This is a genomic window from Halomonas sp. SCS19 (assembly GCF_040147015.1).
Lineage (GTDB): Bacteria > Pseudomonadota > Gammaproteobacteria > Pseudomonadales > Halomonadaceae > Halomonas > Halomonas litopenaei.
The window spans coordinates 4,177,716-4,192,238 of sequence record NZ_JAMSHN010000001.1; the positions used below are offsets into that span (position 1 = coordinate 4,177,716).

The window sequence follows — 14,523 nt, forward strand, 5'->3', positions numbered from 1 at the left end:
GGGCGGTTTAGCCGACGCGGAAGGGCGTCGATACGTTCAGTTGATACCAGCCGTCAGAGGGGCCTACGCGCTGCACTGAGGAGGCGAGAGTCTCAAGGTGCCCGGTACGCCAGAATTGTAGATGCGCGGCCAGGGAGTCGGCGATCTGGTACGCCTGCCGGCTGCCCTGATTGTCCTTGGTGAACACCTGGCACATGATCAGCCCGGGGCGGCGAACGCAGGGTTCGGAGCCGAGACCAGCGACGAAGCTGTCGCCGTGCTGGATGGTCAGCCTCACCCAGGGCTCTTGGTTGGCGATGGCCGCATCTACGTTCGGTCCGCTGGGGGCGCCGTCATAGGCCACGGGCACGCCATCCCACGCCACCATGCGCGACTCGATAGCGATGCGGATCTCGTCGAAGGTCAATTGATATACCTCGCACGCAAGGATTCGAAGGCAATGGAATAGACGCCTAGAGGCGCCTGCTGTGAATGCCCATGTTCCAGGCTCTCGCCGTAGATTATGTTTGACTGAAGGATCACAGCTTTGAAGGGCTTGCCCCGGGCGGCTGACAAAACAGCCTCGGCATCTCGCCGGACTCGGGCGCCTGACTTGTCCGGCTCGGGCACCGCTGAGTTGTCACTGCCATTCACGGTAACCAGATGACTCCCCTTGTAGGCTCCTGTGTCGACAGGTGAGTGAAGAATGAGCTGCTGCAGAGCGAACAGCACCATTTCACCCTGCTGTTTGTCCAGGGCGTACTCCACTTCTCGCGCAAAGCCGGAAAGTGATTTGGACCATCCCTTGCGCGTCGTCATTTTTTCTCCAGGCGTAAAAAACCCAGCACGTCGGCTGGGCAAGTAGCGGCAGGCCCTAGCGTGATCGCAGGCCACCGTAGGGTTTCAAAGCTTGCTGCAAATCTTCAATGAGGGCTGGACCAACCCCTTCCGTTCTGCGCAGCTCCTGAAGGGATAGCTTCATGGCTTGAGCAACGGTGGATATGCCAAAGTGACGCAGGAAAGACTTGGTCTTTGCGCGTTTGACGAGGTCGTGAACATTGACTGCAGACCATTCCTGCTCTTTGTGAGCCAATTCTCGCTCTTTCAACATCTCCGCCGCGATGCTGTACGCGGTTCTTGCGATCGCTGCCCGATGCCGGGTGTCGGTGTTGAGAAGCTCTACGCCCTCGGCCGTGACCAGAGACTTCATCGCCTCAACAGCAAATTGATCCAGTAAGTCGTTGTCATTGCCCATTCTATAACCGTCGGGTTTGGGAGGTGTAGCTATTGTAGCCGCTTGTTCCAACTCAGTTTACGGTCTCCTGAGCTGCAGAGTCCAAGTGGCTTTGGCTGGATCCTGCCCAACGTTAACCACCAGCATGCCGTCGATGGTGTCATCGACCTTGGGCGTGGCCGGGGCCTGCTCAGCGTCCAAGATCAGTTCATTCTGGAGTACGCCGGAGAGTTTCACGTCGGTACGCCTGATGTGCTGATCGTCGACCTCTTGGACCGAGTATCCGCTGAATACCCCTCGGCCAGAGTAGGCTACCGTTGTCGTACTGCTGCCAGTCACTGGATCGTACTCGCCGGCTATCTCGCGGGAGCCAGTGAAGGGCCGCACGGCGTCACTCAGCTTGCCGTCGAACGCCTTGGGCACCTTGGCGTTGATCTTATCCTGGATGTAGCCCATCACAACCTCTTGAGGATGGTGACCCCGTTGGTCTTCGGAAGGTACGGGGCCAGCAGGTCGGAGATCATCGACAGCGCGCCGGTCTGCGCCTGGGCGCCGTCCTGGTACTCGGTCTCCACCTCGACGGTGTCGGCCCTTACCCGCTCGCGCTTCACGGCGCCGTCGGTGTCGGCGTAGAGCCGGCCATTCGCCGCCTCCTGGGCCAGCAGGGCGCCGGCCATGACCACGTCATCGTCGACAGGATCGGCGAGCCGGGCCCGCTTGGCGGTGAGCCAGGTGTTGGCCTCCAGCACGGCGCGCGTCTTGTCGCCCGAGCCTTCCCAGCCGGCGCCCAGTTTGGTGTCGACATCGTCAACGGTGACGTAGGTGGCCATGGGTTACTCCTGCCCGTCTTCGTCCTGGCTGCCGGACTCGATCTCGGCCATCCGCTGTTCCAGGGTCTCGGTCTTGGTGTTGGCACCGGGGCGCTTGCCGGTGGCGTGCTCGATGGCGTTCATTAGCTCGGCGCGGCGGGCCCGCTCGTCGGACTCGGCATCGTCCGGACGCGGTTCTTCGGCGCCGATCACCTCGACCTCGATGCCGGCGGCCTCGTAGGCGGCGACCACGTCGGGGTGATGGCCCTCGACGGTGACGCTGGTGGCGGCCTTGTCGGCGCCGGCGAAGAAGCGGGGATTGCGGTACTGCCGCCCGGGCTCGAAGCCGCGGCGGCGCGTGGTGTAGATCAGGTGCATGGCTGACTCCTATCAGCTGGCCAGCGGGCGACCCGTAGGCCGCCCGCCAGGGATCACAGAGAGGTCACGATGACGCCGGCGGTGTCCTTAACATCGCTGGCGATCTGCGACCAGTTCCCGCCGGTGCCGATGGTGGCGTCGTCGGGCGACTTGGTGCCGCCATAGGAGTAGCCCTTGAGGCCGAGGTTGTAGGTGTACTCGGCCTGGAAGATCCGGCGGATGTTCTCGTCGCCGGTCTTCTCCTCGACGGTGGCGTAGTAGTCGTTGTTGTCCTCGACAACCGCGGCGCCTTCGGCCAGACCAAGGGTGTGGTAGTGGTCGGTGCCAGCACCGCCACCATCGGCCTCGTACAGCGCAGGAGAGTCGGTCATCACGAACCGGCGGCCGAACCCATCCTGGGTGACGCGCACGGTGCCGAATTCGAACAGCTGATTGCCGTTGGTCAGGGCGCCGTCGAACAGGTCGGTCATCGGCTTGGAGTGGAGCACCCAGACCATGATGTCCATCATGCGATCGCCGAACTTGCCGGCGCCCTTGTTGAGGGCGTTCAGATTCAGAGTGCCAGCAGTGGCGTCGTGTGCCACGGCGGAGTTGCCGATCATCGCGGTCTGCAGGGCCAGGATGGCGGTGTTCACCTCATCGGCGATGACGCCTCGAGCGACCTGCTCGCCGATCACCACACCGGCCTCTTCGGGCTGACGCTGAATCCACTGAAACTGCTGGGGCTGGAACTCCACCGGGGAGGTGCCGCCAGCGATCTTCACCGCCACATGGTCCATCTGGGCCAGAGTGGTCGGGGTGACGGCGCCGGTGCCGTAGGCGTTGCGACGACGCATCAGGTTGGCGATGGCCTTGTAGGAGGCCTCGTGAGCGAAATCGCCCACGTTGCCCGCCTGCTGGAGCTGCAGAGCACCGCCGGTGGCGGCGTTGAACAGTTCGATCTGCTGGCGGATGGTCTCGGTGGCTGCCGAGTACAGGAAGTCGTTGAAGACTTTCATATCAGAGAGTGCCATAGGGCGCTACCTCATTGGTTTTGCTTGCGTTTCAGGATTTCCACCTTTTCGGCGGTAGACTTCGCGTCCTTCCACGCCCTTGGCGCTGAGGAACCACCTCCGCCACCCGGCGCCCCCGACCCCTTGGGCTGCGGGAACCAGTGCGGAGCTTTCTCGCGCATGGACTCAAGCCATGCGGAAGGGGTGAGAGGCTTGCCGTCTGCATCCAGACCGGCCTCCTCTCGGGGCACAACGTTGCCCTCGTCATCGACTTCGAACAGCGAACTTGCGCGGTAGACTGCGTCTTGAACAGCCGAGTCCACGATGCCGACTTCGGCGGCCGCAGTTCGGATCTCGTCGCTCATGACCCGGCCGCGGAACTTGTCGGCGAACGCCTTGGCGCTCTCTGCGGTCTGCTGAGCCTCGCTCAGCTGGCGGTCATAGCCTTCCCGCATCCGCTCTGTGCGCTTGTTCAGCACCTCGTCGAGCTTGCCGTCGGCGATCAGCTGGGCCTCCTCGTTCTCGGCCAGCTGCTGCTCGAGCCTGCGGGCCCGCTCGGGGTCCAGCCCCTCGAATTGCTTGAGCTGAGACTTGAGCGTTTTCTGTGATTCGAGCAGTTGGTCGCGCTTTGACTTGAGGCCGCTGACCTCGCTGTTGAGCGCTTCCTCATGTTTGGCGTCCAGCGCCTCCTTGAGAGCCTTGGCCTTGTCTTCTTCCAGCTCGATGCCGAGTTCAGAGAAGTCGATTTCCAGTGGCATGGTGTTGTGCTCCTTGAGCGCGTTGAGGCCGCCCGCCTGGCGAGCAGCCATTAAAAAACCCCGCTCAATGGCGGGGCTTTGAATAAAATTGTTGGTCAGTCTTCGAAATCGCCTAGGCGGCGTCGAACCTCGAAAGAGAGGTTCCAGCAGAGGCGGGCCTGGAGTTGGTCGGCGAGCGTTCCGCTGCCGGACTGCAGCAGGCGCCATAGTCGCCACCAGGTGATGAAATCGGGATCGGCTGGGGTCATGCTGTCAGCCTACCTCATGCCGCCTCGCCAAACACCTCGGCGAATGTCTCGCGGTCGCGTGCTCTCAACTCGTCCAGCGTGTACTCGCGTTGCCGAGGATCGGTGAATCGGTCCAGGCTGTAGCCGCCCTCTTTGTAGAGTCGGTAGCGCCGGTCTCCCAGCCATTCGCGCTGATACCGGGCGCTCTGGCTCGCGAACCAGTCGGCGTATGTGGTGCCTGCGCTAACCTGACCAACCTCAAGGCCGGCAGCTTCGCGCTGCTTCTTGGTCATGTTGCCGATGCTGCGGAACTTGGCCTGGTCGTCGCGCCCCTTGACCTTAAGGGCGCGCACGTAGGGCCGCTGGCCCATGAAGTCGCCGTCGAGGGAGGGCGCCAGGCTGCATCGGCATCGGTGATGAAGCGGCGGTTCCGGGTGCGGCTCGTCGATCTTCCAGCGCCGACCGTCCAGCGGGGCACAGCGGCGACAGGTCCGGCCCTCAAGCTGAGCCACCCAGACCACATGCGTGACGCCCAGGGCGTTGTAGGTCTCCCGGTAGGCCTCGTTGCTCATGTGCTGCCGGGCCGTGCGAACCACGTTGTCGACGTTGTTGCGCGTCGTCTGCAGCACGCCGTCGCGGTACTTGAGCGCCGGTGTCCCGCGCAGGGCCCGGATGATCTGGCTGTTGCTCTGGCCCTCGCTGACGCCTTGGCGGATGGTGCTGTAGACCCGGTTGCGGGTGGCCGGCCCGATGTCGGCCAGCATGTCCTCGACGAACTCCCCCATCACCGGTCGGGAGAGAGCGGCCGATGCCACAGCAGGAGCCGGCGGGATCTCGCCCTCTACCGCCTGGGCGATGAGGTCGCGGACGTATCCCGCCTCCTGATCGGCTAGGGCCGCCAGCTCCTTGAGACTCATGGACTTGATGCGCTCGCCAAGCGTCGAGACCCAGCGGTCGATTGCGTCGCGCAACCCCTTGAGCCGAGTCGTGTGGTAGCGGCCCCGGGCGAACGCCTGGAGCTCGGCAGGCGTCAGGTTGTCGAGGCGCTCGCCGATCTCCCGAGGAAGCTCGGCGCTCATTTCGTCGATGATCGCCAGCGCCTTATTGACGTGCGCTGTGCCGGTGCGGTGCAGGTATGAGACATGCTGCGCCAGAGCGGTGACGATCCGGCGCTGTGCGTCCTCACGATCACTCATCGTCGGTTACCTGACCATCGAGCAGGGCCAACAGGTCCTGGTCGGCGAGATTGGTGACCCCGGCCTTGCGCAACGACTCGAACAGCACCGCCTGCGGCACCTCGTCGGCCAGGCGCAGATCGCGAACGATGCCCATCATTGCGGCATCGATCTCGGCCTTGGTGAATTCGGGCTCGACCTTGAACGCGATGGCATCGATGTCGGCCTGCGGCAGGTTCAGCCAGCGGCCGAAGTAGCGAAGCAGCTGCTCAATGCCCTCGGCCGCGGTAACCACGACGCTGTACAGGCTGGTGTGTTGATCGCTCTGGCGGGCCTTGCGGGCCTCGCCGGACTCGTCGGCCCCTGCATCAATCACTCTGGCCCCAGCCTCCAACGCGGTGTTTCGCTGGTCCTGCATCGCTGTGCGGTTGGCCTCGATGCCAGCACCCTGGAATTCCAGATACCCGACCTTGCCGTCCTTGCCCACATTCCAGGCGGCCATGGGGCCGCTGACACTGAATTGCTCGTCCTCGCCCAGGTCCGCGGCGATCCACGGTTGGGGATGCGAGGTGTAGTGGAGGCTGGTGTAGTAGTCTGCCGAGAGTTGGTAGCTCTTGAGCGCCGCCTTCGCCATGGTCAGCAGAGGAATCTCGTCGGTGTCGGCGTTGTTGTCGGTGCTGCCCAAGAAGACCAGGGGGATGAAGTCGAGCGGCGCCTGGTTAGTGCCCGGCATGTCTTCCTCGCCGACTGCTTCGCCATGCTCATCCAGCAGACGCACCCGGTATCGACCCTCGTTGAGGTCGAGCGCTCGGTAGCGGGCCTCACTGTCGTGACTGAACTCGTCACCCTGGTGCACGGCCTCGCGCAGCACGCTCAGCACCAGGTCGCGGCGTCCGTCGACATCAGCCTCGCGCCAGTTGATGGCGTCGAGAGCGCCGTAGGCGGCTACGTAGGGGCGGCCGCCGCCATCCCAGTCTGCGAGCAGCGGCTGCCGGCCGTAGGCCAGCAAGTCCCGCACGGCGCGCAGGAACAGTGTCTTGAGCGGGAAGCCGTCGGCCGTGGCCTCGTCCTGAAGGGAGGCTAGGGAGGTCGGTAGGTTTATCTCGGGTTCCTGGCGAGACACAAGCCCCATCATCGTGCGCAGCGAGTCCTTCACCCACAGCGGGTATTGGGCGCGCCGCTTATAGGACTGGTAGATCTCCCGGGCCTCGTCGAGCGACAGCATCGCGCTTTCGTCGGTTTTCGCCTGGTGCTCGAGGGCCAGCTGACCGCTGGTCTTCGGCAGGTAGCCGATGCCAGCACCCTTGATAGCGCCTTCCCCTTCGATGCTGTCGCGCATCAGCTCCCAATCGGTGAGCTTGTCGTCGTATTGGGGGTGTGTCGTGGTGACAGGCATATCAGGCGAGTCCTCGAATGCGTTTCATGCCGACCTTCGGCTTGTTGACCAAGTAATCCTTCACAATGAAGTACCCGGCAGCGTCGTTGGGGTGATCCTTGTCGTTCTCTTTGTCAGGTTCGCCTTGTTTGTTCCATGCCTGCTGCTCTAACGCGTCGGTATAGGCTGGGCATGCATAGGGGTTTACCTTGTAACGGCGCTCGCCCTTGGCGTTGCAAAACGCCGCATTCATCGAGTTGACGCGGTCCTTGACGGGTGGGTTGCTGGCGTTCACCACCACCCGAAAGCCGGCGTCACGCAATTGAGCAATGTCCGTTGTCGACGCATTCACTGACCGGCGCGAGTCGCCCGAGGCGTCGGGGTATACGTGGATTTCGCAGGTCTTGATGTAATCGTCGCCGTCATAGCGCCAATAGCGCTCTTTGATGCGGCGGATCATGTCGGGGGTGTCGTGCCCCCCCATGATTTCGTCCACCGCGCGAGGATCGCCGTCACGCTTCACATGGGTCACCGCCGCCATCTTGCCGACGTTGAAGTCCATGCCGATAAACAGCGGTTCGCCCTGCTGCACGGTGTCCATGCAAGCATTCAGCGCCCGATCGAACTGACGGTAGACCGTGCCAGTGGTCAGGTTGACGAATAGGCCACGCAGGTAGGCATCGATCAGCTGCGGCGGATAGGCCTCCAGCAGAGCGTCGATGTAGTCATCTGGCAGGTTCGCCTCGTTGTCATAGGTCGATGCCTGAACCAGACCGTAGCGTTGTGCCATAGACGGCTTATCACGCAACGCTTTGACGAACTGCTGGTGGACGAACTTGAACCCCTCGGGCGTCGTCGTCACGTCGATGCCGTTCTTGAGCCCGTCGACTTTGTAGCGCATCCGCGCCATGATCTTGCGCCAGGCCATTTCGGCCTTGGCAGTAGCCATCAGGTCGAGTTCGTCAACCAGGGCATGCCCGATCTTGAAGCCGACGATGCTGCCAGGCTTGTCCATCGAGCGGCATATCACCGTGGAGCGGTACTGCCGGCCGCTATACAGGTGGACCTCGCGGTTTGCCTCTCGCACCTCAGCGCGCAAGGCGAGTGAGTGTGCGACCTCCTCGATGGTCGGGTAGAAGATGTCCCGGATCTGAGGATAGGTCGGGGCGAAGTACCCCATGTTGATGCGCGGGTGCTGCCAAGCATGGGCGCCGATCCCGCTACAGCCGACCCAGGTCTTTCCAGAGCCAAAGCCGGCAACATAGGCCCGGAACTTCTGCTGCATCGCCAGGAACTGACCTTGCGGGCGATTAAGCGTCGCCTCGGTTTCGATCGGGGTCGCTGGCATCCTGCACCTTGAAGACGACGTTGACCGGTTGAGGCGCGTCGTCCTGTCCGTCTGGTTCGGGTTTGTTGCGCCACCTGTCTGGCTTGCGGTTGTTCAGCCATATGGCGGCGGCGGTAGTGTCAGGCGGGTAGTGCTTAGTCGTCTGGTGGGTGACGATCTCGCCCTGGTTGTTGAACACTTTCTCCTCGGGGTGGCTATAGCCGAGAGCTCTCTCATAGAGGCGAGTGGCTACCTCCGCATCTGCCATCACCTTTCCGCTTTTTATGGACTCCGAAAACCCCTTGTGATTGAGCTTCCACTTATTGATAGTGGATTCTGCCACTCCAAAAAAGTCAGCGAGTTCGGCGTCTGTGGCGCCCAGCAAGCACAGCTTGCGGGCCTGCTCGGCGAACTCCGCTTTGTACTTGGTGGGTCTGGCCATTATTGATATCCAACATTTTATTAGGCAGGAGGGAAAATGGCCCAGCTAGCTTTTAAGCAAATAAAATTGCCAAACGAACAAGCGCCTGATATTCCGCAAAATTTTTCTCTCCCCGTCGCGGAGATACTCGGCTTTACGTACGACGTAGGTTCTACAGCTGGCTATATCCACTACCGGTACATCGATGACTCGGCTAAACAGCTTTATGCCTTCGTCGTGAGACGGGCAGATAGCAAAGCATCTATGGTCGGTGAAGAGTTGATGGGCTCTTTTTACTTCGGGCGAGAAGGAATTCCATACCTTGTGTTTCGAACGAGATGAGGAGCGATGCTCCGATTTCGTCACCATCGCATAGAGGCCGCCTGAGAGTCGTCGGCGGCTACGGAGTGCAGTGCTTCACAGCGTCCGCACTTGGTAGTTGGGGACCACCTCCGGGTGCTGCAGGGTGTTCAGTCAGGCGTGAACACGACTTCGTTCATCTGCTCGTCAGTCATGCCTTCGGCTACACGGATGTTCTCGTCCTGGCTAAGGGCATGCGTCATGACCATCACTGTGTCGAGCAGGTCGCGGCGATCCCAGTGGCCTCGCTCATCCACTGCGCTGTTCTTCCAGCAGTGGGTGAACCTATCACCAGGCACCACCCGATCCTGCGGTCGGTTGTAGCCAACGCAGAGAAACGAACTGCCATCATCAGCCATCTGGCTGGATAGCGGCATGCAGTCGTCTCGCCCTCTCGGGCATTCGGCACATTGCATCTCTTACCTCGTCACGATCACGTGTGAACCTGCGGCCCCCTCACCGATCTCGAGCGTAGTGACTCGCTCCTAGTCGCAGGCATAAATTAGAAAGCGTTGATAGATCGATGATTAGCCTGTTGCCAGCAGCTCGTTCTGAGAATATTCTGCGACCGCTTTTGTCAACCACTAGGAGTGGTCGAGGTGAACAAGTATTTGGTTGAGAGCTACCTGACATCCAAACGTCGTCAGGTCAGGTGGGCGGTGGTCAAGTTGAGCCGGCACTACAATGAAGAATCCAGGGTGATCGTCTCGCGACATTCCCGCGAGGCAGAAGCCCGTGCCGAAGCGGCAGCTCTATCGTTCAATGTGGAGCCTGCCACCTAGGCTATGCTAGGGGTGACCCTTGTGATTGCGAGGTAGCTCCACAATGCCTGCCAGATTCCAAGTTCGCTCAGTGCTCACTGACCCCGACAGCACCAAGGTCGATTACTGGCAGGTGGTCGATACGCATCTGAACGACGATGTGATTGCTTCCTACCACGACTGCGAAGCAGCGGAGCGAGAAGCCGAAAAGCTCAACCGCGATACTGACTCTTACTGAGTGAACACGAATTCACTTCGTAGCTGACAAGTCCATGAATGCGAGGAATTTCGGACGCACGCAACGCCCCAATGCCCTAGGGTGGGGCGCAACCCGCTATCGTCTCAGTAACTTCGAGAACGGTTTCGAAAACGCCCTACAAGACATAGGGCGTGAAAGGCCAACCGGTCGGCTATAGATCGAACCCAGTGGTGCAAGGGAACGCCGGGCTTTCGGTCGAATCGAGTGCTTTTGCTGACCCATTGATAGGAAGCTCAACACGGGTTCCGTCTGCTGTCACAGCAATGATGGTTTGCGCTTTTCTTAGTGCTTCCCAGGCATAGTAGAAAGTATCTGAGCCGACCCTAGAGTCAGTTTCGTAGGGGTGCTGAATTTCTTGCCCGTCGATAAGCAGTGAGAATCCGCCGCCGCTGTTAGCGCCATAGCTCCGTTCGCCCACTGTTAGGCTCATGGAAACGGGAGAGTATGGGTCACAAGCAATGTAAAGCTCATCGCCGTTGGAGTTCACCGCCACGTACTCGGTCACCCCTTGGCCCCAGCCCGTGGACCAGCTATTGAGTTCACCGAAGGCCTGGACATACGTAGCGCTCAGCAAGGCGGCCATGGCCGTGAGAGTAATTGCGGACTTCTTCATTCTGGTTCCTAAAGTGTGCTGGAGCTATACCCATCGGCCTATAGCCGCATTACTTTAGCCAAAATGGCACTGAAAAGTGGATCCTACTAGGTATCATTGCACACCCTACGTACGGCTTGGATTTTCCACTACCTCTTCTGGATCGCGTCCATGAACGTGCGGGGCGCTTGGCTCTCTTGCCGCTGTCGGCGCCCGAGGAAGAATCCGGTAACGCTACTGATCAAGCCTGCGGCAATACCCGTCACCGCGATGTCGGCATACCGTTCCCCGGTGGGCGTCAGCTCGACGAACGTCACCGCGCCGATGTAGGCGAACACTGCGACGATCACCAGAGTGCCGAGCAGGTACACGAAGTTGCGGGCCAGCCAGCCAGCTTTGTCAGCCTGGAGCGTGGCGATCTGCATTGCTCGTGCGTCTTGCTGATCCTGCAGGTAGAGCCGGGTCAGTTCGATGTCGAGTTCGCGCAGCTTGGCCTTGGCCGCTTCCTGGTCAGTCTGTACTTGTCTCACTACCGCCTGCGGCGTGGCCTCAGTGCCCAGAGCGTCAGCGACGCGCTTACCCAGAGCAGCACCGACCAGGCCACCAGCGCCAGGTACAACGGCATTGCCAGCCGCGGCGCCTGCGACCTGAACCATGCCAGGGGCAGCCTCTTTGAGCGCTTGGCCAACGCTCGGTGCGATCTCTGATAGGAATCCACCAACTTCGCTCCAGTTCATCACCGGTTCTCCAAGCGCGACACCCTGGCGCCCAGGGCATCGATGCGGCTGTTGATCTGATCGCGGTACATGGCTGCGTCGTTGATCGTCATGTAGTCGTTGCCGACCTCTCGCAGGTCAGCGCGAAGCTGTTCGGTCAATGTGATCAGCTGGGATATGCGCTCGTCCTGGCGCGCTGATGTCTCGATCAGAGTCAGGGTGGTGTTTCCTGACCAGGCGAGCAGGCCGACGACGAGGGCTAAGAGCACGGTTTGGACGTGCCTCTCGAGAATAGGCTTGGCCTTCAAGGCAGTATCGGGACTCGTTTCAGACATCCCGCCTCCTGGGTGGGCCTGCGTAGACAATACGGATTTACGGCTTTGAAACTCTGACGGTCTCGTCAAGCCAGTGAAACTGGACGCTCTCAGGCGTCAGGAATAACTCGCGCTCAGCCTTGCGGCGTCGGGTCAGCCCAGCCAATACGCGACCACCAGCCTTGTTCCAGCGCGGCAGCTCGTCCGCGGCGCCACGGTAGTCGCCGGTATTAATCTTGCGCAGGAGGGTAGAGGTCTCGAGAGCTGTAGGGCCGACGTTGTAGGTGAACGAGACCAGGGCGTCGAACTGGTTCTGGTTGAGCGGTACAACCACCAGGCGCTCGACGTCATCTTCGAACCGGGCAACGTCATGACAAAGGAAGGCGAATGCCTCATCCTCGGTGATCGTGTCGCCGGGCTGAACGGGGGAGCCATCGGGGTAACGAGTTGTGCCCCGTCCGATGGTCCAAGGATGGCCGCCGGTCCCAGGATCGGGGTATGCCTCAAGCTCGAGGCCCTCGAACTCGGCGACCAGGTTCAGTCCGCGCTGGCTGGTCTGCATGGCAACACCTCGGGGAATAAAACAGCCCGCAGGAACGGGCAAAGACACCAGGTGGCGGCGTCAATCACGGAAAAGGGTGCCGCCCGACCAGGGCGAGGGAAGGCTCGCAGGGCGGCATAACGAACTACGCCCCGGCGGGAGGCCAGGGCGCAGGAAAGAACAAGTCTGCCTGAACTAACGGATCGAGTATCAAGGACGGTATGCGGTTACTAACTTCGAGGGATCATTGAGTCGTGCAACAGCCTGCTGCGCCGAATGAAGAGTTTAGAATCACACCTCATTCGAGGAGTAGACCTCCACGCGATCTCGCCCGTTTCTTTTAGCTTGATACATAGCAATATCAGCTTCTCTTAATAGTCGGGAGAGGCTCGAAGCTTCCTGTCCATTCGTGCCAGAAATTCCAAAGCTTGCAGTGACAGTAATGGAAAAATCTTTGTAATTAATAGGTGAGCTTTTGAGATTTTTTCGTAACCTGTCAGCCAATAATAAAGCTTCGTCTGTAGACGCCCCAGGCACCGCAAGGGCAAATTCTTCGCCTCCAAAACGACAAATGATGTCTGACGATCGCGTTAGACTTTTTAGGCGTTGAGCAGCAGCATGCAAGACATGGTCTCCTGCTGGGTGACCATAGGTATCATTAACAGCCTTGAAGCTATCCAGATCAATCATTACTAGAGAAAACGGGGCATTATCACCACTGGATGTAAGTACGTTGTCGCACTCAGCTAGAAAGGATCGGCGATTAGGAAGATGGGTCAACTCATCCTGTAATGCGAGCCTTTGTGCAGCCTTTTTAGATACACGAAGCTTCTCCTCAAGGTCCTTCTGCGCAGTAATGTCGATGGCTATTTCGATGCGAACCAGTCGGCCGTCAGGCCACACGGTTGCAATATCTCGGCATTGATACCACCGGTTATCTCTAGTGTTTCTAAACTCCCACACAACTGGATCTAGCGAGGGTTTGTTCCCTGGCGCTATCAGAGAATTTGTGCAGAAATTGCACGGACCGACTTGGTCTTGTTGTAAATATTGCCAACACTTTTTACCTAAAGGCTCTCCAAATTTACTTTGGAGTGCTTTGTTGACGAAGATAAGTTCGTGGGTATCTAGATCGCTGACGTAAATGAGCGCATCAAGACTCTGGAAAATGCAGCGTATCTCGTTCTCGCTGAGCTGATCTTCGTTTTTTGCAGATTCCCGCATGGCTCATCCCGGCATCAGTCTCTTTGACTTCTGTCTATATTGTACAACTTTCTTAACATTCGTATTAGATTTTCGTGAAGAATGCAGAATAGTGTCGAGCTGGTGTATTGGCCAAGAGTACAATTTCCGTGGCCTTCGGTATGAGGCAGAAGTATGTCGTTGTTTGAGCGGCCTGAATAGCTAAGCTATCGTGCAGCTTAGTGAAATACGAAAAAACCCCGCCGGAGAGGGCGAGGCTTTGATATGTGCTAGCTGTTTGGGCGTACGCTGTCCAGCTTACAGATAACGTACAACATCGGGGCTTAGAAATCCAGCACTTTATGCAGCCTTCCTGATATTTCTCACCATATCGCCGATCGTCTCGCTGATTGGCTCCATGGCTTCGCCCTCCCAGTGGTTGATCGACGCCTGGATCACGGACCACACCGGCATCCAGTCCTGGTGCCACTTCCGGGTGGTGATCGCCACGCCGTACCACTCGGCCATAGTGGCGCCGATACGCTCAGGGCCCCATGCCGGCTGCTCGTTCGACAGATTGCGCTGCCGCTCCAGTAGGGCGACGTGGATCAGGTAGTGCACGCGCTCTTTCTTCGCGGGGCGCCAGGCTCGACCATCGCCCCAGTTCGGGATGCTGGCGATCACCTTGCCCTCGACGGCTTCTACAGCGTCATCCAGATAGGCGTTCGCCTGCTCGGTCGAGGGATGGCACAGCACATGCCCGATTGCAGCCAGGGTGGGCTGCTCACGCTCCAGACGGCAGATGCGGGCGTAGACCGGCCCGTACTCAATGCCGTGGGCAGCGCCGGTGCCGCCTTTCTTCGTGAACTGCACGCCGCCACCGCTTTCCAGCTCCTCGAGGATGGGGCCCATCTGAGAGCGAACACCGGTGTCGAGTGCCATGGCCCATGCCAGTTTCGGATCAGTCGTAATCATGCCGCGCTCTCCCGTTTTGCTCGTGCCTTGGCCTCGTCGGCGGTGCCGCAGATGCCGATTGCTTCTGATTGCCGCCACAGGGTGAAAAGATCCTTCCCTTCATGGCGTGTCCTGCTGATCGTCCACTCGCCGCTCTGGATGCTGTGCG

General features: G+C 59.9%; 22 protein-coding genes. 2 read left to right on the top strand and 20 right to left on the bottom strand.

Features of this window, described 5'->3' with window-relative positions; genetic code table 11:
• Positions 1–7 precede the first annotated feature (7 nt).
• The 13 genes from NFH97_RS18135 to NFH97_RS18195 form a co-directional block, all read right to left on the bottom strand.
• A complete protein-coding gene (locus NFH97_RS18135; RefSeq protein ID WP_349625287.1) occupies positions 8–406 on the bottom strand; it encodes a phage tail terminator-like protein in 399 nt (132 codons plus the stop codon).
• Positions 403–798 (bottom strand): hypothetical protein, encoded by a 396-nt coding sequence (locus NFH97_RS18140; protein ID WP_052704536.1) that lies wholly within the window; start codon positions 796–798, stop codon positions 403–405. The genes NFH97_RS18135 and NFH97_RS18140 overlap by 4 nt, the downstream gene beginning before the upstream one ends.
• 55 nt (positions 799–853) lie before the next feature.
• Positions 854–1,234 (bottom strand): helix-hairpin-helix domain-containing protein, encoded by a 381-nt coding sequence (locus tag NFH97_RS18145; RefSeq protein ID WP_349625289.1) that lies wholly within the window; start codon positions 1,232–1,234, stop codon positions 854–856.
• Between the two features lie 57 nt (positions 1,235–1,291).
• On the bottom strand, positions 1,292–1,669 hold the full coding sequence (locus tag NFH97_RS18150; protein ID WP_349625290.1) for a hypothetical protein: 378 nt from the start codon (positions 1,667–1,669) through the stop codon (positions 1,292–1,294).
• The gene (locus NFH97_RS18155) at positions 1,669–2,043 is read right to left on the bottom strand and encodes a DnaT-like ssDNA-binding protein (protein WP_108448750.1); all 375 of its coding nucleotides are present in this window, start codon (positions 2,041–2,043) and stop codon (positions 1,669–1,671) included. Before NFH97_RS18155 ends, NFH97_RS18150 begins: the two co-directional genes overlap by 1 nt.
• Positions 2,044–2,046: 3 nt before the next feature.
• Positions 2,047–2,400 (bottom strand): hypothetical protein, encoded by a 354-nt coding sequence (locus NFH97_RS18160; protein WP_349625291.1) that lies wholly within the window; start codon positions 2,398–2,400, stop codon positions 2,047–2,049.
• 53 nt (positions 2,401–2,453) lie between these two features.
• Positions 2,454–3,413: a major capsid protein gene (locus NFH97_RS18165; protein ID WP_108448748.1), complete on the bottom strand. Its 960-nt coding sequence runs from the start codon at positions 3,411–3,413 to the stop codon at positions 2,454–2,456.
• An 11-nt stretch (positions 3,414–3,424) separates the two neighbouring features.
• Positions 3,425–4,150, bottom strand: a complete 726-nt coding sequence (locus tag NFH97_RS18170) for a hypothetical protein (protein WP_045994880.1) — start codon at positions 4,148–4,150, stop codon at positions 3,425–3,427.
• A gap of 95 nt (positions 4,151–4,245) precedes the next feature.
• Positions 4,246–4,398 (bottom strand): hypothetical protein, encoded by a 153-nt coding sequence (locus tag NFH97_RS18175; RefSeq protein ID WP_157033133.1) that lies wholly within the window; start codon positions 4,396–4,398, stop codon positions 4,246–4,248.
• Between the two features lie 14 nt (positions 4,399–4,412).
• Positions 4,413–5,573: a phage minor head protein gene (locus NFH97_RS18180; protein WP_349625292.1), complete on the bottom strand. Its 1,161-nt coding sequence runs from the start codon at positions 5,571–5,573 to the stop codon at positions 4,413–4,415.
• Complete coding sequence (locus tag NFH97_RS18185) at positions 5,566–6,948, bottom strand: DUF4055 domain-containing protein (RefSeq protein ID WP_349625293.1); 1,383 nt, start codon at positions 6,946–6,948, stop codon at positions 5,566–5,568. The genes NFH97_RS18180 and NFH97_RS18185 overlap by 8 nt, the downstream gene beginning before the upstream one ends.
• Position 6,949: 1 nt before the next feature.
• Positions 6,950–8,275 carry a terminase large subunit domain-containing protein gene (locus NFH97_RS18190; RefSeq protein ID WP_108448744.1) on the bottom strand — a complete coding sequence of 442 codons (1,326 nt, stop codon included), beginning with the start codon at positions 8,273–8,275 and terminating at the stop codon, positions 6,950–6,952.
• A complete protein-coding gene (locus tag NFH97_RS18195; RefSeq protein WP_222516476.1) occupies positions 8,238–8,696 on the bottom strand; it encodes a hypothetical protein in 459 nt (152 codons plus the stop codon). Before NFH97_RS18195 ends, NFH97_RS18190 begins: the two co-directional genes overlap by 38 nt.
• Positions 8,697–8,732: 36 nt before the next feature.
• Here NFH97_RS18195 and NFH97_RS18200 point away from each other — a divergent pair, with 36 nt between their 5' ends.
• Entirely contained in the window at positions 8,733–9,017 is a 285-nt protein-coding gene (locus tag NFH97_RS18200; protein ID WP_222561336.1) for a hypothetical protein, read from the top strand.
• A 128-nt stretch (positions 9,018–9,145) separates the two neighbouring features.
• Here NFH97_RS18200 and NFH97_RS18205 read toward each other — a convergent pair whose 3' ends face one another.
• Complete coding sequence (locus tag NFH97_RS18205; RefSeq protein ID WP_253029454.1) at positions 9,146–9,412, bottom strand: hypothetical protein; 267 nt, start codon at positions 9,410–9,412, stop codon at positions 9,146–9,148.
• A 448-nt stretch (positions 9,413–9,860) separates the two neighbouring features.
• On the opposite strand from NFH97_RS18205, the gene NFH97_RS18210 reads away from it, so the two are divergent.
• Positions 9,861–10,034, top strand: a complete 174-nt coding sequence (locus NFH97_RS18210) for a hypothetical protein (RefSeq protein ID WP_349625294.1) — start codon at positions 9,861–9,863, stop codon at positions 10,032–10,034.
• 172 nt (positions 10,035–10,206) lie between these two features.
• Here NFH97_RS18210 and NFH97_RS18215 read toward each other — a convergent pair whose 3' ends face one another.
• The 6 genes from NFH97_RS18215 to NFH97_RS18240 all read right to left on the bottom strand — a co-directional run bounded on the left by NFH97_RS18215 (position 10,207) and on the right by NFH97_RS18240 (position 14,375).
• Positions 10,207–10,668, bottom strand: a complete 462-nt coding sequence (locus NFH97_RS18215; protein ID WP_349590711.1) for a YfjT/YkfB family phage-associated protein — start codon at positions 10,666–10,668, stop codon at positions 10,207–10,209.
• 128 nt (positions 10,669–10,796) lie between these two features.
• On the bottom strand, positions 10,797–11,384 hold the full coding sequence (locus NFH97_RS18220) for a hypothetical protein (RefSeq protein ID WP_349625296.1): 588 nt from the start codon (positions 11,382–11,384) through the stop codon (positions 10,797–10,799).
• Positions 11,384–11,698 carry a hypothetical protein gene (locus NFH97_RS18225; RefSeq protein WP_222516472.1) on the bottom strand — a complete coding sequence of 105 codons (315 nt, stop codon included), beginning with the start codon at positions 11,696–11,698 and terminating at the stop codon, positions 11,384–11,386. The genes NFH97_RS18220 and NFH97_RS18225 overlap by 1 nt, the downstream gene beginning before the upstream one ends.
• Before the next feature lie 37 nt (positions 11,699–11,735).
• Complete coding sequence (locus tag NFH97_RS18230; protein ID WP_349625297.1) at positions 11,736–12,239, bottom strand: lysozyme; 504 nt, start codon at positions 12,237–12,239, stop codon at positions 11,736–11,738.
• Positions 12,240–12,509: 270 nt separating this feature from the next.
• Positions 12,510–13,442 carry a sensor domain-containing diguanylate cyclase gene (locus tag NFH97_RS18235; RefSeq protein WP_222516470.1) on the bottom strand — a complete coding sequence of 311 codons (933 nt, stop codon included), beginning with the start codon at positions 13,440–13,442 and terminating at the stop codon, positions 12,510–12,512.
• Between the two features lie 318 nt (positions 13,443–13,760).
• Complete coding sequence (locus NFH97_RS18240; protein ID WP_289105743.1) at positions 13,761–14,375, bottom strand: hypothetical protein; 615 nt, start codon at positions 14,373–14,375, stop codon at positions 13,761–13,763.
• Positions 14,376–14,523 lie beyond the last annotated feature (148 nt).